This is a genomic window from Roseateles terrae, from assembly GCF_014192155.1.
In the GTDB taxonomy this organism is placed as follows: Bacteria; Pseudomonadota; Gammaproteobacteria; order Burkholderiales; family Burkholderiaceae_C; genus Roseateles; species Roseateles terrae.
The window spans coordinates 1210850-1227129 of record NZ_JACHXO010000001.1 but is presented as its reverse complement, the minus strand read 5'-3'; the positions used below and the strand labels follow the sequence as shown (position 1 = coordinate 1227129).

The 16280-nt window shown below is 68.7% G+C and carries 15 protein-coding genes; 2 read left to right on the top strand and 13 right to left on the bottom strand.

Annotated elements, in window-relative coordinates; all coding sequences use genetic code 11:
* Window positions 1-33 precede the first annotated feature (33 nt).
* The 8 genes from FHS28_RS05120 to FHS28_RS05085 form a co-directional block, all read right to left on the bottom strand.
* Complete coding sequence (locus FHS28_RS05120) at window positions 34-1119, bottom strand: DUF4438 domain-containing protein (RefSeq protein ID WP_221193709.1); 1086 nt, start codon at window positions 1117-1119, stop codon at window positions 34-36.
* A 19-nt stretch (window positions 1120-1138) separates the two neighbouring features.
* Window positions 1139-2035 carry a hypothetical protein gene (locus tag FHS28_RS05115; protein ID WP_088448789.1) on the bottom strand — a complete coding sequence of 299 codons (897 nt, stop codon included), beginning with the start codon at window positions 2033-2035 and terminating at the stop codon, window positions 1139-1141.
* 64 nt (window positions 2036-2099) lie between these two features.
* A complete protein-coding gene (locus FHS28_RS05110; RefSeq protein WP_088448790.1) occupies window positions 2100-3182 on the bottom strand; it encodes a hypothetical protein in 1083 nt (360 codons plus the stop codon).
* Between the two features lie 80 nt (window positions 3183-3262).
* Window positions 3263-4006 carry a hypothetical protein gene (locus FHS28_RS05105; RefSeq protein WP_088448791.1) on the bottom strand — a complete coding sequence of 248 codons (744 nt, stop codon included), beginning with the start codon at window positions 4004-4006 and terminating at the stop codon, window positions 3263-3265.
* Between the two features lie 46 nt (window positions 4007-4052).
* The gene (locus FHS28_RS05100) at window positions 4053-6017 is read right to left on the bottom strand and encodes a hypothetical protein (RefSeq protein ID WP_088448792.1); all 1965 of its coding nucleotides are present in this window, start codon (window positions 6015-6017) and stop codon (window positions 4053-4055) included.
* Between the two features lie 101 nt (window positions 6018-6118).
* Window positions 6119-7378 (bottom strand): hypothetical protein, encoded by a 1260-nt coding sequence (locus tag FHS28_RS05095; protein WP_088448793.1) that lies wholly within the window; start codon window positions 7376-7378, stop codon window positions 6119-6121.
* 75 nt (window positions 7379-7453) lie between these two features.
* On the bottom strand, window positions 7454-8614 hold the full coding sequence (locus FHS28_RS05090; protein ID WP_088448794.1) for a hypothetical protein: 1161 nt from the start codon (window positions 8612-8614) through the stop codon (window positions 7454-7456).
* Between the two features lie 57 nt (window positions 8615-8671).
* Entirely contained in the window at window positions 8672-9988 is a 1317-nt protein-coding gene (locus tag FHS28_RS05085) for a hypothetical protein (RefSeq protein WP_088448795.1), read from the bottom strand.
* 315 nt (window positions 9989-10303) lie between these two features.
* On the opposite strand from FHS28_RS05085, the gene FHS28_RS05080 reads away from it, so the two are divergent.
* Window positions 10304-10789 (top strand): helix-turn-helix transcriptional regulator, encoded by a 486-nt coding sequence (locus tag FHS28_RS05080; protein ID WP_088448796.1) that lies wholly within the window; start codon window positions 10304-10306, stop codon window positions 10787-10789.
* Between the two features lie 67 nt (window positions 10790-10856).
* Here FHS28_RS05080 and FHS28_RS05075 read toward each other — a convergent pair whose 3' ends face one another.
* From FHS28_RS05075 to FHS28_RS05055, 5 genes are all read right to left on the bottom strand, one after another.
* A complete protein-coding gene (locus FHS28_RS05075) occupies window positions 10857-11819 on the bottom strand; it encodes a lysylphosphatidylglycerol synthase domain-containing protein (RefSeq protein ID WP_088448797.1) in 963 nt (320 codons plus the stop codon).
* Window positions 11774-13075 carry a cardiolipin synthase ClsB gene (gene clsB, locus FHS28_RS05070; protein WP_088448798.1) on the bottom strand — a complete coding sequence of 434 codons (1302 nt, stop codon included), beginning with the start codon at window positions 13073-13075 and terminating at the stop codon, window positions 11774-11776. The genes FHS28_RS05075 and clsB overlap by 46 nt, the downstream gene beginning before the upstream one ends.
* Window positions 13072-13809, bottom strand: a complete 738-nt coding sequence (locus FHS28_RS05065) for an endonuclease/exonuclease/phosphatase family protein (protein ID WP_088448799.1) — start codon at window positions 13807-13809, stop codon at window positions 13072-13074. The genes clsB and FHS28_RS05065 overlap by 4 nt, the downstream gene beginning before the upstream one ends.
* A gap of 554 nt (window positions 13810-14363) precedes the next feature.
* Entirely contained in the window at window positions 14364-14588 is a 225-nt protein-coding gene (locus FHS28_RS05060; protein ID WP_184294171.1) for a hypothetical protein, read from the bottom strand.
* 118 nt (window positions 14589-14706) lie between these two features.
* The gene (locus tag FHS28_RS05055) at window positions 14707-15534 is read right to left on the bottom strand and encodes a transporter (protein ID WP_246409498.1); all 828 of its coding nucleotides are present in this window, start codon (window positions 15532-15534) and stop codon (window positions 14707-14709) included.
* Between the two features lie 315 nt (window positions 15535-15849).
* On the opposite strand from FHS28_RS05055, the gene FHS28_RS05050 reads away from it, so the two are divergent.
* On the top strand, window positions 15850-16116 hold the full coding sequence (locus FHS28_RS05050) for a hypothetical protein (RefSeq protein WP_088448802.1): 267 nt from the start codon (window positions 15850-15852) through the stop codon (window positions 16114-16116).
* The last annotated feature ends 164 nt before the right edge of the window (window positions 16117-16280 follow it).

The following is a 16280-nucleotide window of genomic DNA, read 5'->3' as shown; positions in this document are numbered from 1 at the left end:
GCTGGCAAAGGTCGCCTGCCAGCACTCCTACGGCTAGTGCCCGTCCCCCATCCCCGTCTCGAACGCCAGGCGCGGCCCTGGCGCCTCCGCAGCCCGACACGGCGCCCGTCTCGCATCGCGCTCCACCAGCAGACGCCTCGCCCTGGGCGGCTCTGCGCGCCGCACGCCGAAGATCTCCGCCAGATTCGCCTGCGGCCGCATCAACGGCCGCAGACACGCGGCCGGCCCTGTCAACAGGGGCGTCACGCCCGGCCCATGCCCCGCCACGGTGGAGTCCCCGTGCACGATCACCCCGATCGTGACGCGGCTCTCACGAAAGATCGGCCCCCGCCGCACATCTGCGCCGACGATGGCCACCAAGTCCCCAAACCGCAGGCTGGTCAGCTTCCACCGCTCACGGCTGGGCCGGTCCGACAGCTGAATGTCGTAATCCCCTCGCCACGCCGTGTTCTTGCCCAGCCCGGACCCCATCAACCGCGCCGGCACCAGATGGGTCACCGGCACATGCAGCCGGCCGTCCCGCTCCAGCAGTCCCCAGCGCCCCAGCAGGTCCGGATCGCAATTCATCACCTCGATCTTCGGATACCGCAGCAGCCGCAGCCCCAGGCCATGGGAGCGGATGCCGATGCGGTCACCGATCGCCAGCTTCTCCAGCACCGGCGTCGGAAAGTCCACCATCACGTGGTTCACCCCGCCATGCTTGCCCGTGACGAGGCCGCGCTGGCCTCGACACCGACCGCTCAGCACCTCCGCCACATTGCCGACGCAGGCATAGGTGATCAGCGCGGTGTTGGGACCGTCCCGCGGCCCCACGACCTCGCGGCCGTTGTTGTGCAGCGAGACGCCAGGCTCGATGTGGTCCCCCGCCAGGCCCACGCACAGATCGCCGATGCGGCGGTTGAGCACGATGCCGCCGGTGCCCGGCAGCACACGGGGCACCCCGTCGTGGCCGATGCGATACGGGGCCGTCCCCGCCACCGGATGAGCGATCTGCCCCTGCACCGACACCATCACCAGCTCGTCCCGGTTCAGCCTCGGGCCGCTGGGGCGGTCCGGGGGCAGGCGTTGCGCGGAAAGGCGGCGGGAGGTTGGGTCAGCCGCTGGCAGGTCGCTCCACATCGTGTGTCTCCGTTTGGGTCTACAGCCAGTACCACCAGACGCGCGTGCCGTCCCAGGGATCCGGCGGTGGACAGTCGCCAGCTGCGTCCAGCGCGAGCGGCTCATCGATCGCATCGGTGGACGACGGGTCGGACAGGACATCGGCATCCTCCATCCGCACGACGTGCAGGACCGCCAGCGGCGGCAGCTGCTGCGCCAGCGTCGCAAGGCCCGCGCGCGCAAGCGCTTCCCGCAAGAGTCCGCGTTCCGTGGAGAACAAGGAGGAGGTCGGCGAGGTCGTTGAAACCGAGGAGGCCGGGCGAACCGAGCCGCCATCCGCCAGACGGTCGCCGCCGAGGAGGTCGACCACTTCGATCACCTCAAACCCCAGCTGCTCCGCCAGCAGGACCAGGGACGGCGCTTGCCCCGCCGACGCTGCGCACAGCACCAGCGCCCCTTCCAGCACGGCCGACAGGCTCAGCGCATCCAGCGCCGCACGCCGCAGGTCCAGACCGGGCCACGGCGACCGCAGCGTCATCCCCTTGTGTTCCGCCCGCACTTCCAGCGCGGCCTGCAGCAGCTCGAACTGGTCGAACAGGCTCAGGTCCTCCACATCCCGCAATTGCGATTCGGCAATGCGATCCCCGACCCATCGCAGCACCCATGCGCTTTCGTCGGTGCGCTCGCGCAGCTGAATCCATCGGGTGAGGGCGGCCGCGCTGATCGGCGCGGCGCTGCCCAGCCGCGGCAGCCGACCGGTCAGCAGCTCGCTGTTGTCCAGCGCCTGCCAGAAGCTGCGCGTCAGCCACGGCTCCACCACCGACACCAGCCGCAGCGCCAGCGACGGGCCCTGCGCATGCGTCAGCAGCAGGGACGGCTCCAGCACACAGGGCATCCGTCGCTGCTCCACATGCACCGAGACATCTGCGCGCCGCATGGATCACCTCCTGGGGCTGGGCGGGGCTGGGGAACTCATCCGGCGTGAGCGAGGCCCAAGGGGCTCAGGCCGCCTGCGGCACGCCCAGCACGCTCTGCAGCGCCGGGGTCACGCCCGGGAAGCCGCGGCCTTCCGGCGTCATGCGGTAGGCCGCAATCCAGGCCTCCGCATGAGCGCCCATCGGCCGCACCACGTTCTGGAAGAGGATGGGGTCGACGGCGGTCTTGAAGTCGTTGTCCGCCACGAACTGCAGCACCCGACGTCCGCTCTCCGCCATCTTGGCCCGCTGCGACGGCTCGGCCACGCCGCCCAGGTAGCGGTTGGAGACGATCTCCACCACATCCCACTTGGTGTTGGCGTCAAAGGCCTTCTTGATGTCGGGCGCGTCCAGCAGCTTCAGCACCTGGATCAGGTAGTGGCCGGTCTCCATGGCCAGCGCAAAGATGTTGCCGTAGGTGGACCGGTCCAGCGCATAGCGCAGGTCCAGGCCGATGCGCTGGATGGTGCCGACGCTGCCGAACGGCCGCTGGTCGATGAGCTGGCCGCCGCGAATGACTTCACCGATCAGCAGGTCACGGAAGTACTGGCCCACCGCCACCATGAAGCCCACCACCTGGCGGTGGAAGTTGCGGTTCACCACCGCGCCTGCGGGTGGCTGCGCCGAGCCATAGTTGAATGCGCGGCGATAGGCAATCATCCGGTCGTTGCGGGTGTAGCGCAGGGGCTTCCACTTCTCCAGCAGATACAGCCCGCGGGCGCCGGGGCCGCGCTGGATGCGCATCTTGCCCAGGCGGAACAGCCGCAGCAGGGTCTCCACCACCTCGAAGATCTTCATCCGCTCATGCTGGTAGATGAAGTAGAGCTCGGCGGCGGCGTGCAGCTGGCTGGGCACCACGGCATCGTCAAAGTCCGGGGTGACGTAGGGATAGGCGATCTTGTCGAAGCCGACGTTGCCTTGCGGACCCATGCCCAGCAGATCAAAAAAGCCGCTGTCGCTGTCGCCGGCGGACTTGCCCAGCAGCTCGCTGAAGCGCTGTTCAAACTGGTTGGACAGGGCGCCACGCTCTTCGGGTGGCAGGCCGGCCACCTGCTCCTGCAGGAAGGTTTCCCACAGCCGCTGAATGGTTTCGGTAGTCTGGAAGCTCATCTTGCACTCCTGATGGGGCCGGTTGAGGGCAGTGCCCGGGATGATGGTGTGGTGCGTGAGGTCGTTGGGGTGCGAGGTCGTCAGGCGGTGGTGCTGCCGGCGTCGTCAGCCTCTGACAGCGCGAGCGACACGTCGTATGCGAGGGCGATCACCTCGCCGAGCCGTTCGCGGCGTGCCGCCGACAGCGGTGAACCAGGGCGGTCGTTGACCAGTGCGTCGCCGAGGGCCTTGAAGCGACTCAACCAGTCATCGCCCAGCCCCGCCAGCGCCTCTCCGGCCTGGCCGCTGCTCTCCTCCCTGGCCCAATTCTTCAGTGCGGTGTACAGGCTGCCGTTCTTGACGCTGGGGTCGAGAATCAGCGCGCGCACCCGGTCGAGCGCGGCCAGCACCACCAGTGCGTGGTCGTCCGGAATGCCGGCATCGCTGGGGACCGGCTCAGGGTCCTGCCCGTCTGGATCGTCGACGTGCCCGGCCAGGGTGCCCAGCGCATCTGCGGAGTTGCCCAGCGCAACGGTCAGTGGAGCGTCCGCTGCAAAGGCCCGCGTCAGGTCGGCCGCCGTCTGGCCAATGCCCACCGGATTGCCGCTGCGCGAGTCGCTGAGCAGCGTCTTGAGGGTGTCGGTCAGCAGCTGGATCTGCCTGGCCAGCGGCGGGGCTTCTGCGTCGCCCACCAGCCGCCGCGTCAGGCTGGCAAAGCTGCCATCGGTGGCCGTTCTCGCCTCGGCGGCCTCCTCGATGAGCGTGTGGCGGGGCACGGTGAGGACGCGGTCCCGCCACTGGTCGAAGGTGGTGGGCTGCAAGGGGGTCAGCCGGATGCTGGGCATGGCGATGCTCCTGGAGATGGGGTTGAACAGGTGATGGGCTGTCGCCTTACGGCTTCAGTGCAATCACCTCCAGCGATTCCTCGAAGTGCGGCGGGATGCGCAGCGGCGTCGGCGAGCTGTCGAACGGAATCTGCCCGTTCGGACTGCCGGCCGTTGCGGCCGACAGGAAGCCGATGGCCCGGTCGACCATCAGGCTCAGGCAGCCGCTGTCCTTGCTCGGAGTGGCCGGGTTGTTGAAGACCTTCTCGACCGCCACATAGCCCGTCGTCATCTGGCTGACCACCGACCGCCACTCCTGGTCGGTCTGCTTGATGAGGGCCAGCTCTTCCTTGAGGATGCGGCCGAAGCTGTAGCCCGAGCCGGCCCCGGCGGTCCAGTCTTCCGTGCCTTGCACCCAGCGGTTGAACCGGTCTTCCGAATTGCCGCCTTCCCACCAGGCACCCTGCAGGTAGGTCCCCGAAGGACGTGGACGCAGCAGCCCGCGCAGGTTGTCCAGCAGGTCGGTGATGGGCTGCAGCTCGCCGATGTGGTGGGGCACGTAGTCCTTCAGATACAGGGGGCGCTGGATGGGCCCGGGCGCCCCCGCCGGGGTCCACGGCCAGTTGCGTGTCGCCGCCGGATGCAGGGAGCCCAGTCCCGGCATTGGATAGCTGACGGCGCCCGGTGGGGGGGCCGGCAGGGGATCCGGCAGCACGGCATCCAGCAGCAGGCTGTAGGCGGCGGCCCGGGCCTCCGGCACGCCGAAGTCTTCGGTGTCGGTGCCGACGCAGTAGTAGTCGATGGCGCGGTCCAGCGAGAACAGCAGGCTGTCCAGCACCGTCTGTGTCAGCACCCGGTGTTCGTCGCAGGCGCACTGGGTCAGGTTGTCCAGCACACGGGCCAGCGCGCCACGGAGATTGACCATTTCCATCAGCCGCAGCTCGGCCTTGCTGATGGTGGCGGATCCGTAGAGGCCGTAGTTCAGCACCGTCGGACGGGCCACCCGCAGCAGACGGAAGCCACCGGCCTGGGCAAAGCCGCCCAGGAACAGCATCATGGCTTCGTGTAGCGCCGCCAGCTCCGGCGAGCTGCGGGCCACCGGCTGCAGGGTGATCTGCACGAAGCGGTAGAGCCGGTTGATCGGTGCCCAGGCCGAGGCCCCAATGGAGCGCAAGCCATACGGCGTGCCGCCGCTGGCCAGTTGCACCAGCTGATCCAGCGTGCGGCTCATTTCCGATTCACTCATCAGCGAACGAAGGTCGCCCTGACCGTTGGCTTCGAACTGCTGGCTCAGCGTGCGGTAGGCGCGGATGCCCCGCGGCCACTGGCCCGGCTGGGACGACATGCCGCCCGAGCCGTCGACCAGGCGCAGCGCATTCAGCACCGCATCGCGGCGGGCCTGCAGCTCGGCATAGGACACCTGCAGCAGGAAGCGACCGCCGGAGAAGCCGATGTTGGCCATCGACTCGCCCATCAGCACCAGCAGCACCGCGCTGACCTCATCGAGGCTGAGCGCCAGGGAGCGGAAGTCGCGGTTCAGCTCCGGCTCCATCGCGCCGATCAGGCGGGAGAGCCGTGCATATTCACCCAGTTGCCGGCGCATGGCGAAGGCCGTGTCGCGGCGCTGCGGATCCAGCCCCAACCGGGCGCAGGCCACGCCTTCGTCGATGGAGCGCTGGATGATGGACTGCCAGCCCTCCAGCTCCGGCCGGATGTCCTTGCTGTAGGTGGACCGCAGCAGCTCCGTCATGTCGGCTTCGACATCGCTGCGCGCCTGGTCGAGGTCGATGTCGCTGGCGGTCTGCGTCTGCACCCCGACCGGTCGCACGATGGGCGTTTGGAGGAAGGGCAGGCCGCGGGATTCTCCTTCGATGGCCTGGGTGCGTGGGCTGGCCTGATAGCGGTCGGCCAGGGCGCGGGCGATCTGCTCCGGGTCACTCGGGTCGCCCACCTTCAACTCCCGCCGCAGCAGGTTGTCGATGGCATGGCTGGCGGCCTTGGGATCGGAAGAGGGCGTCAGGGATGTAGGCATGGTTCACCTCGGTGTCGGGGACTTGGGGCGGGCCGTGGGCATCAGGGTCGTCGATGTCGTCGGAGTTGTCGGTGTCATGGACGGCAAGGCCAGTGGTTGCTTCAGGCCGCGGCCTGGAGGCTCTCCCGGCCCAGCGCAATCAGTTCGCGGGTCACTCGGTGGGCCAGGTCGGTGGGCTGCACCCGGCCGGCTTCCAGGGCGTAATGGGCCGCACTGACCAGGTGGCGCGGCGGCAACTCCGTGGGACGGCCTTCCCGCAGCCGCGCAGCGCCGGCGCGGATGGCCGCTTCGTCCTCGCGGCGGAACGGGATCACGTCCACCAGGGCCCGCTGGGCCAGATTGCGGCGTGTCTGGAAGGCGATCTCGTCCACCACTTCAGGCACCAGGCGCGGCACGCTCTGCACCAGCGCTGGCGGGATGCGGTTGGGGCCGTCGCGTTGGTAGAGGGTCTGCCAGACCCGCAGCAGCCGCGTCGCGTCCCGGGTGAAGCCCAGGCGGCGCATCATTTCTGCCAGCAGGTAGACCCGCAGGTAGGCGGTGGGATGCGCGCCGCCCGGGCGGTAGGTCATGGTGCGCGGCGCCGGGTGGGCCAGAAAGTCCGCCATGCCCCAGGCCGCCGCTGGCCCGCCCAGCAGGATGGCCGCCAGGTCGGCAAAGATCTCCTTGTGCCAGCGGCCGTAGACGGTGGCCAGGAACGGGTCCCGCAACTGACCGATGACGCGCCGCACCACTGCCTGCCGGTTCTCCTGCCAGATGCCCAGGTCTGCCTGCAGGTTGTGGGCCACCTCGTGGAGGAACACGCTCTGCCAGGGCTGGTCACGGTCCCAGGGGATGCGGATCAGCGGGAAGGGGTTGGCTTCGCCCAGCAGCCGGGAGAGTGCCACGCCGCGCCGCATGGTGGCCGGCGAATAGCCGTGCTCCATGTAGCAGACCGGCTTGAGCAGCGGCCCGTCGAAGATGCGCGGCGCGGCTTCCCGCACGGCCACGTAGCAGTCCTGGGCGATGGTGTCGTGCGCGCTGAGCGCCGGGCCGAAGCTGGTGCCGCGCTGCGCAAACACTTCGTAGAACATGCCGAAGAGCCGACGGGCGCGGTCCAGCTCCCGCTCCACCAGCGCCATGTCGATCAGCGTCCGCTGCACGGGCTGGTCCTGCCAGTGATGACGCAGCTGCGCGAAGCGGGTGCGGATGCGCTGCTCGACCTTGTGCAGCCGCTGGTTGGCCACCCGGAAATGTTCCGGCGACGGTGCATACGGCAGGTCCTGCGGACGCAGGCCGACAAATGCGTTGTCGATGCGGGCCAGCCGGCTCATGCGGGCGGCGAGCCCGGCCATTTTGGTCTGCAGGAAGCGGCGGGTGTCCATGGTGGTGTCCGGGCGCGGGCGGCGGGCTTGCGGGAGGGTGGGGCGGCGAGGGGCAGGGGGCTTGCGGCCAGGGGCTCAGCGGCCGATGGAGATCGTCACCGGGCCGCGCAGGATGCGGATGCGGCGTCCCCGGCAGGCGGCGCAGACGTGGCCCATGCCGTGAGCCCGTGCGGCCGGCAGCCGCGCCGCTCCGGGACGGGCCACCACCGCAGCGGCGCGGCGGGCCACAGGGGCCACGGTCCGGGCGACGACGCGGGCCGCCTGGCCCTGCGGTGTCACCCGCCGCGCGGTGGGCACCAGCGGCCGCGCCAGACGGCGCACTGCCTGGGGCCGGCGGGCGACCGCCTGGGTGGCGCGGCGCACGACGGTCACGGCCTGGCGGGCCGGCAGACGCCGGCGCTGCACCACACGCTGCGTGGCGCGCACCGTGCGGGCCACGGCGCGTGCAGCGGTCGGACCCTGACGGCGCACCGCCGTGCGCACCGCCTGGCTGACGGCGCGGACCGCAGCGCGACGCACCGGCCGCGCCGCACGGGCCACGCCGGGCAGGGCGCGACGGATGACCATCCCAGCCAGCACCGGGGCGGCGGCGTCGATGCCGTCTTCGTCCAGGCCATCCACCAGTTCGTCGAAGGCCTCGAACTCATCGGCACCATCGGCCAGCAGGCGGCCGGCGATATTGGCGATGCGGCCAATCGCCTGTGCCTGCGGGATGGGGATCATGCTGGCGATCGGGCCCACCACACGCGCCACCTGGCCGACCCCCTGGCCGACACGGCGAGCCACATTCACCGCGCCGCGAGCCAGGCGCGCGATCCGGCGGAAGAACTCGTCACCGTCGTCGGCATCCAGGGCATCGGCGACGGCCTCTTCCATCGCGTCGCCGTCATCGAAACTGGCCGCGGGGCTGTCATAGCCATCAGCATCGAAGTCGTCGAAACCGTCGTCCTCGTCGAATTCATCGGCGGCTTCGAAGCCGTCGCCTTCGTCGAATTCATCGAAGCCGTCGCCGCCTCCACCGCCGCCGCCGCCGCCCAGCAGGCGGCCGGCGATCCCGCCGAGGCCCCCGAGCAGGCGGCCGATGAACTCGTCATCACCCTCGTCGCCGCCGTCGGCATCGAAGCCGTCGTCGTCATAACCGTCGTATTCATCAAAGCCGTCCATCGCGCTGCGCGCGGGGCCTTCGGCGGCGTCAGCCATCAGGTCTTCCATCAGGTCGGTTTCAAAGCGGTCCATGGTGAGGCTCCAGGAAAAAGGGGGAACACAGGGCGGGCGTGCGGTTGCGGCGGCGCCTCACCGGGGCGAGATGGTCACGGTGACCGGGCCATCGATCTTGAAGCTGCGCTGGCCGACGACGGCCCGCGGGCGATGGCCGCGGCCGAGGTTTCGGGCGCGGCCCACCGGCGAGGCCACGCTGGCCGGCCGGCTGCGAGTGGCGGGGGGCAGCGCCTGGGGCTGGGTGGCCACGCGGCGTGCGGTGCGCGGCAGGGCCCGCCGGATGCGCTGGGTGGCCTGCTGCGGCGTGGGGGCGGTGCGCGCGGCGGTGCGGCCCGCGGCATGGGTCAGTCGGGGCAGCTGCCGAATGGCTTGCGGGTCGCGGCTGCGCATCAGCTCGCGGGCGGCGGCGGCCACGCCGCGCACGAGGGCGCGTCGGCCGGCCTGACCGAGATGGGCGAGGTTCTGGAATCCCAGTCCTCGCGCCGCGGCGCGAGCGGCCATGGCCACCATGCCGGGCAGGGCTTCGTCGACACCGTCGTCGTAGAGGTCGGCCATCGCGTCGAAGTCATCGAACTCATCACCGCCGCCGCCGATCAGCTGGCTGAGTTGCGCCAGCAGGGCCTGGCCGCTGTCGGCGGCCTGACCCAGACCCTGGACGGTGGAGCCGAAACCGGCGGCCGCGCGTCCGACGCCGCCCGCCAGGCCACTGGCCCGACGGCCGATCTGTGCGGCGGTGCGGGCGCCGCGACTCACGGTGTCCAGCCCGGAGGCCAATCCTGGGGCGCCGAGCAGGCGGGCGAGCCTGGCAGCGGCGCTGGCCGCGGGGGAGACGCGGCCCGCCAGCCGACCGGCCTGGCCGGCGATCTGGCCGACCCGGCGAGCGCCCCTGGCGACGTTGCCGGCTGTGCGTGCAATGCCTTGCACGCCACCGGCGCGGCGCATCAGCATGCCGCCCACGCGCCCCAGCCCGCCGAGCAGGCGGCCGATGAACTCATCTTCTTCCGCGGCGTCCAGACCGTCGGCGACTTCCTCTTCAAAGGCGTTCCAGAGGTCCATATCTCCCCGATGCGTCCCGCCATCCAGGCCATCGCCGTGCGCAGCGTCGTCAGCGCTGTAGGCATCGGCGCTGTAGGCATCGGCGCCGAACGAATCGCTCTGGAAGCCATCGCCACCGAAACCGTCTTCGTTGAAGCCATCTCCGGCGTCATAGCCGTCGGCGCTGAAGCCGTCGGCACTGTCCATGCCGTCGTTCTCGAATCCGTCGGAGGCTTCAAAGCCGTCGCCGAGCGCCTCGTCCTCGAAACCGTCGCCGTGCGACAGCGCATCACCACCGTCCGTGGCCAGGTCACCGTCAAGCGCCAGATCCTCGGCACTGTCGAAGGGGTTGAGCATCTTGAGCCTCCTGCGCAATCCATCGCGGCAGACGCCGCATGAAAGGCACTCTAGGCAGCGCGGTGCGACCCCTCAATCCGCGACTTGGCGGGCGCCCCGGCGCGCACGTGCAGCGGCGGGCGCGCATCAGCACCGGCGCGGTTGAGGGCCGGCGGATGGGGCCCTGCAGGGGAAGGCGCCCGGCCGCACGTCCTCAGACGGGGGCACTCGATCGCGGGGGCGCGATGGCGTCGGCCCCCCCAGTCTGAAGCTGTACGGTAGCGCACGGACGCGTTGACAATCGCGCCCCTGATCCCCAGCAGGGAGCATCCGCTCATGATGGATCTTGACCTCCCCGCCGCGTGCACCGGAGCACGCTGCAGCACCGTCGAACTGCACGGCCGGCGTTACGTCGTGCTGTGTGTGGACGGACAGACCCCGCGCCAGCAATCACATCCCGGGCAGGGCCGAGCGCGGCTGGTGTATCACGGGGCGGAGCTGGCGCATTTCCAGCTGGGAGAGCATCGGTATGTGCTGGTGCCGGAGGACGATCCCGCAGGGGATGACCACGCAGAAGCGGCCGGCACGCTGCGACGCCTGCTCACCCAGCGGGAACTTCAGATCGTGCAGCTGATCTGTCTTGGGCTGCTGACCAAACAGGTGGCGGACCGGTTGCGCCTGAGCGAATTCACGGTGCGGTCCTATCTCAAGACCATTTACTGCAAGCTGGGTGTGCGCTCGCGCGGGGCGATGGTGTTTGCTTATGCGAGTGCCTTTGGGGTGGCGCCGCCCGCCGCGCTGGTGGACGAGCGGCGAGACTGAGCGCTCCAATCGACGATCGCCAATCGCCAATCGCCAATCGTTCATCTGCAGTCACCAGTCTCCCGTCCTATCGCCTGCTGCGCGCCTCCAGCGTGAAGTAGGCCACCGCGGCAATGACCAGGGGCATCAGGTAGTAAAGCGCCCGGTAGGCGATGAGGGCGGCCAGGACCGTCGGTGCGCCCAGGGTCGGCCCCAGCAGGGCGACGAACACGGCTTCCAGCACGCCCAGACCGGCGGGCACATGTGCCACCACGCCCGCCACCGCCGCCACCAGCAGCACCGCCAGCGTGTGCCCGTACGGCACGGCGCCTTGCAGCAGCACGTGCACGATCAGGCCGATGGTCATCCAGTTGGCTGCGGAGACCAGCAGCTGCAGGCCGGCCAACTGGATCGAAGGCAACACGATTTCATGGCCGCGGATCACATAGTCGCGCCGCGGCGCCCACCGGCACAGTGCCAGGTAAGCACCGGCGATCAACCACATCATGCCGCCCAGCACCTGCAGTGCTGTGCCGCTGACCGGCCATTGCGGCGGAGGTTCCAGCCAGCCGCCGAGAAACAGTCCGCCGGCGAGCACGCCATATCCCAGCCAGTTGGTGCTCAGGCTCAGGGCCAGCACCTGCGTGGGCACCGGCTGTCGCAAACCCTCGCGGGCGTACAGCCGCAGGCGGATCGCAAAAGCCCCCACCAGAGAACCCAGGTTGAGGTTGAAGGCGTAACTGATGAAGGTGATGAGCATCACCCGCCGGGGGGCCACGGGGTGGCCTGTCCAGCGTTTGCCGACCAGGTCGTAGGTGCTGTAGATGAGGTGGCTGACCGCGCACAGCAGTGCCGCCAGCAGCAGCGTGCCGGGCGGCACCTGTTGAAGCGCGTTGCGCACCTGCGCCCAATCCACCGCGCGTGCGGCCCATACCAGCAAGGCCAGCACCGCTGCCGCAAAGGCGGCACCGAGCCAGCGGCCCAGGGCCGGACGGCGCCGCGCCGTCACTCCGCCGGCTCGCGGCTCAGCCGCTTCAAGCCTTGTTGCCATTGCCATGCCTGAGCGGACGGATGTTCGGACGCGCTGACCACCACCGGCGTTTCCGCGGCGGGCACGATCTCCTGCTGCCGCGCCGGCAGACGCGCCAGCCAGCGGGGGAAGTGGCGCATCACATGGAAGATCAGCGCGCCGACCCCCAGGCGGAACCACCACCGGTTGGCCGCGGTCTGGGAGCGCTCCAGCTTGACGCAGGCATCGCGCATCAGGCGGTTGAGCTTGTTGCGCAGCGCCGTGTTGAAGGCATCGTCCTGGATGATCAGGTTGGCCTCGAGATTCAGGGAGAGGCTCAGTGGATCAAGGTTGCTGCTGCCGACGGTGGCCCAGACATCATCCACCAGCGCGACCTTGCCATGCATCGGCCGCTCACAGTATTCGTAGATGTGTACGCCGGACTGCATCAGCAGGTCGTAGACCATGTGCGCCGCAAAGCGCGCCGCCGGAATGTCGGGCTGCCCCTGCAGAATCAGGTTGACCTTCACCCCGCGCTGCGCGGCCCGTTGCATGCTCTTGAGCAGGCGGTACCCGGGGAAGAAATAAGCATTGGCGATGATCACCTCATCCTTGGCGGCATGCAGCGCCAGGCGGTACATCCGCTCGATGTCATCGCGATGGCGTTGATTGTCGCGGGTCACGATCATGCCCTTGGCCACGCCCTGCAACGGCGGCATGGGAAAACGGCTGTCGGCCGCATCGGCGTCCTTGCGGCTGGGCCACCAGCGACGCCTGGGCAGCACCGGCGCCATCAGCTTGCGGGTGGCGCGGCGCAGGTCGGCCACGATCGGGCCTTGCATGCGGACGGCATAGTCCTGCTTCGCTTCGGGTCCGAAGTCCAGCAGATGGTCCGCCGAAAAATTGATGCCGCCGATGAACCCCACCTGGCCGTCGACCACGACGATCTTGCGGTGCAGGCGGCGGAAGGGTTTGAGCCGGCGGGACAGCTTGGGCGGCGGATCAAAGACATGCAGCTTCACCCCTGCGTCGTTCAGTTCGCCGACATAGCCCTGCGACAGGGTGGGGGAGCCGAAGCCGTCCACCGTCATGTGAACCTCGACCCCGCGGCGGGCCGCCGCCACCAGTACGTCCTTGAGGGCAAGGCCGACCTTGTCCTCAAAGAGAATGAAGGTCTCGATCAGCACCTCGCGCTGCGCCGCTTCGATGGCGGAAAACACGGCGGGGAAATACTCCTCGCCGTTTTCCAGCAGATCCAGGTGGTTGCCCTGGGTCCATTCAGGTCGTCTCAGGCTCATAAACGAATCTCCGCAGCAAGAGGGGCATGGTCCGAGAGGTGGGACCAGGGCTGCCGCGGCAGCACGATGGGGTTCTGGACCGAGGCCCCGCGCACGTAGATGCGGTCCAGCGGCAGCAGCGGCCAGCGGGACGGGAAGGTGCGCGCCGCAGCGCCGTAGGCCTTCACAAACACCTCGGCCAGACCGGCACAGCGGCTGAGCATCTTGTGAGCGCGCTGACGCCAGTCGTTGAAGTCTCCCGCCACGATGACGGGTTCATCCATCGGCAGACTGTTGATCAGCTGACAGAGCCGCTCCACCTGATGCTGGCGATGGGATTCGCGCAGACCCAGATGCACGCAAATCGCATGCAGCGAGCGGCCATCCTCCAGGCGCAGCACGCTATGCAACAGGCCGCGGCGCTCCGGACCATCGACCGAGACGTCGTGGTTCACATGGCGGGTGATGGCGAATTTAGAGAGCAGCGCGTTGCCATGGTGACCCTGCGGATAGACGGCATTGCGGCCGTAGGCAAAGTCACTCCAGAGGCTGTCCGCCAGGAATTCGTAGTGGGGGGTCTGGGGCCAAGTCGGCACCCGCGCGGCATGCAGTTCATGCTCGCCCAGGACTTCCTGGAGGAAGACGACATCCGCCGACACCGCCCGGACCGCCTCACGCAGCTCGTGCAGGATGAACCGACGGTTGAAGAAGCCGAATCCCTTGTGGAGGTTGACGGTGAGGACGGTGAGTTTCATGGCTTGCCTGGATGGCAAGCTTCATTCCTGCACTGGGGGAAGGCAGCGCGCGAGACATGGGAAGCGCGCCGGCACAGAACCGCCGTCAACCGCCCAGAGAACGCGCAGAGCACGCGCAGAGAGCGGGCAGAGGGCCCGGAGGCGGCGGTGGAGAGAATGAGGCGCTTGAACGGCCTGAGGCGCGTTCAAGCGGAGGGGGGACGTCAGACGTCTTCAGGTTTCAGCATCATGGGGCCAACGCTCAGGACCCCGAAGGTGAGGGCAAAGGCCCCCACAAGAATCGCGCCAATCACTTCAAGCATGGACTGCTCCTGACTGCCAGGAATGGCTGAGTTAGCGAGGGATCGGTCCTGGTGGGGCGACCGCTGCGGCACGGTCTTCGGAGAGGGCCTCTACCCAGGACTTGGGCAGTCAATACTAGCCCCGGCGGGGAACCGCCATCAATCGCGGGCGGCTTTGCCCGACCACTCAGCCGGGGGATTCCGTGTCCCGAAAACCGGGGTTGGGAAAACCTGCTTCAGGAGTTCGAAAAATGCTGGAAAGCCTCAAAACGCTCAAATCAGGCGCTTGAACGTGATCTCTTCAATGAGCGTCTCACTGCCCATCTGCCGCACGGTCTGCTGGATCACCTGCGCACGCCCCTCGGCGGCGAGGTGCTGGATCTCCCGCGCGGCGCTGTCGAACACCAGGGGATGCTCGAGGCCGGTGCCCGCGTGAGGCAGTTCGACCAGTTCTCCGGGCTCGGAGTCAAGAAAGACCGACATGGCGATGGAGCTCATAAAGGACCTCTTATTGGGATAGGACCCCCCCACTTTATGCTGCATCGCAGCAGCTTCAACCCCTGAAGGGTTGACCCGAATCAACGATCGGGCCGCCTGTGCGCCCTGTGGATCGGTTTCAGAAGCGAACCGATACCCCGACGGTCCAGGACCAGTCCGGCGCCGCCTTGCTGAGGCCGCGGAAGACCGCGGTATCCATTTGGAGGTCGGGGGTCAGCTGCCAGGTGAGTCCGGTGTCCAGGGTGACCACCTTGCCGCCATTGCGGTTGGAGGCCAGGGACTGACCGGCGACTTCCACAAACGCCCGCCAGTTCTCCCGGAGCGGCACACCCAGGGTGGCCGCCAGGATGCCGCCGACGTAGCGGTGGTTGTCGCTGTTGCGTTCCTGGTAGAGACCGGCCATGACCCCTGCGGACAGGTCCCTGGGCAGGTCCCATTCGGCGGTGAAGCGAACCGACGGCCGCCAGCCTTCGCCCTTGAACGCCGACGAGCCGGAGGGGGCGTCCACGTGGATCAGCCAGGCCATGCCGGGGCGGCTGCCGTCTTCCGAGCCGTCCGCCACATGCCACTTCAGGCCGAGGGAGGTGTCGGCAAAGCCGCTGACCGTGTCGGTGAGGCCGCCAGCGGTCACTTTGGAGCGGATGGCGCCGTCGGTCTCCAGACGCAGCTCCACGTGGTCCCAGGCACCCCAGCGCAGCAGGGTGGGGGTCGAACGTGTGCGGCTGCGGACGCCCTGGGTCTTGTCCCGGTCGAAAGCCACGCTGGTTTCGATCTGGAAGCGGCCTTTGCCGACGGTATCGCTCGATTCGACGAAATCGGGCCGGTCGGTGGCGATGCCGTCGTCCGCCCGGCCGGTCAGCGGGACCGCCAGGGCCGCCGTGAAGATCAGGAGCAGTCCGGCGCCGTGCCCGGCGCGCATGCCAGCAACGTCAGTTGCAGCCGTCATGGAATCACCTCCCTGGTGCCTGGATTGGAAGATCCCTGAACTGTGCCACGCACCTCCAGCATGGCTGGCCCGTTCCGATCCCACGCCTTGGTGACAAATCACGGATCGGCGGGCGGGCGGGGCGGAGGGGCGGCCCAAGTCGGCGCTGGTCCGCTCCATTTCATCGCCGCCAGATGCATTTCGCGCCCCCGCCGCGAGGGTTGGTCGCGGCGGCATGGCGGCGCGATGGGGCGACGCCGACACTGCATTCCATCGACACAGCGATAGCTGATTGAACCCCTCCGGCGAAAGCCCATCCACCTCAGGAGCCTCATCATGAACACCACGTCCTTTACTGCCAACGTCACCACCAGCGTCAAGGCTGTTCTGTTCGGCGTCGTCGCCACCGCGGCCCTGGCGGGCGGCGTGGTGCACGCCGAAGCCAAGCGTGAGCGCGCTGCTTCGGTCATCACGCTGGAAACGGTCTACATCACCGGCAAGCGGGTGGTCGCTCAGCAAGAGGTGCAAACGCTGCCGACCGTGTATGTGACGGGCCACCGTACGCCGGACACCGCGCAAGACCTGCAGGTGGCCGGCCTGTGAGGAGGCGTTTCCTGACGGCCGGACTGCCGCTACCCCCCATCAGTCCTCCTCCCGATCCCTCCTTTCACGCTCCCCCTTCAACGCCCGACCGCAAGGTTCGGGCGTTTTTCATTTCTGCGCCGGCTCGCGTCCGAGCCCCTGACATCCGCGCGTCCGACGTCTGA

Coding starts and splice junctions, on each gene's coding strand:
- FHS28_RS05060 (WP_184294171.1), bottom strand. CDS start 14,588: ATGAGCTCCATCGCCATGTCGGTCTTTCTTGACTCCGAGCCCGGAGAA.
- FHS28_RS05075 (WP_088448797.1), bottom strand. CDS start 11,819: ATGGCAACAAGGCTTGAAGCGGCTGAGCCGCGAGCCGGCGGAGTGACG.
- FHS28_RS05105 (WP_088448791.1), bottom strand. CDS start 4,006: ATGCCCAGCATCCGGCTGACCCCCTTGCAGCCCACCACCTTCGACCAG.
- FHS28_RS05120 (WP_221193709.1), bottom strand. CDS start 1,119: ATGTGGAGCGACCTGCCAGCGGCTGACCCAACCTCCCGCCGCCTTTCC.
- FHS28_RS05095 (WP_088448793.1), bottom strand. CDS start 7,378: ATGGACACCCGCCGCTTCCTGCAGACCAAAATGGCCGGGCTCGCCGCC.
- FHS28_RS05090 (WP_088448794.1), bottom strand. CDS start 8,614: ATGGACCGCTTTGAAACCGACCTGATGGAAGACCTGATGGCTGACGCC.
- FHS28_RS05065 (WP_088448799.1), bottom strand. CDS start 13,809: ATGAAACTCACCGTCCTCACCGTCAACCTCCACAAGGGATTCGGCTTC.
- FHS28_RS05050 (WP_088448802.1), top strand. CDS start 15,850: ATGAACACCACGTCCTTTACTGCCAACGTCACCACCAGCGTCAAGGCT.
- FHS28_RS05085 (WP_088448795.1), bottom strand. CDS start 9,988: ATGCTCAACCCCTTCGACAGTGCCGAGGATCTGGCGCTTGACGGTGAC.
- FHS28_RS05080 (WP_088448796.1), top strand. CDS start 10,304: ATGATGGATCTTGACCTCCCCGCCGCGTGCACCGGAGCACGCTGCAGC.
- FHS28_RS05055 (WP_246409498.1), bottom strand. CDS start 15,534: ATGACGGCTGCAACTGACGTTGCTGGCATGCGCGCCGGGCACGGCGCC.
- clsB (WP_088448798.1), bottom strand. CDS start 13,075: ATGAGCCTGAGACGACCTGAATGGACCCAGGGCAACCACCTGGATCTG.
- FHS28_RS05115 (WP_088448789.1), bottom strand. CDS start 2,035: ATGCGGCGCGCAGATGTCTCGGTGCATGTGGAGCAGCGACGGATGCCC.
- FHS28_RS05110 (WP_088448790.1), bottom strand. CDS start 3,182: ATGAGCTTCCAGACTACCGAAACCATTCAGCGGCTGTGGGAAACCTTC.
- FHS28_RS05100 (WP_088448792.1), bottom strand. CDS start 6,017: ATGCCTACATCCCTGACGCCCTCTTCCGATCCCAAGGCCGCCAGCCAT.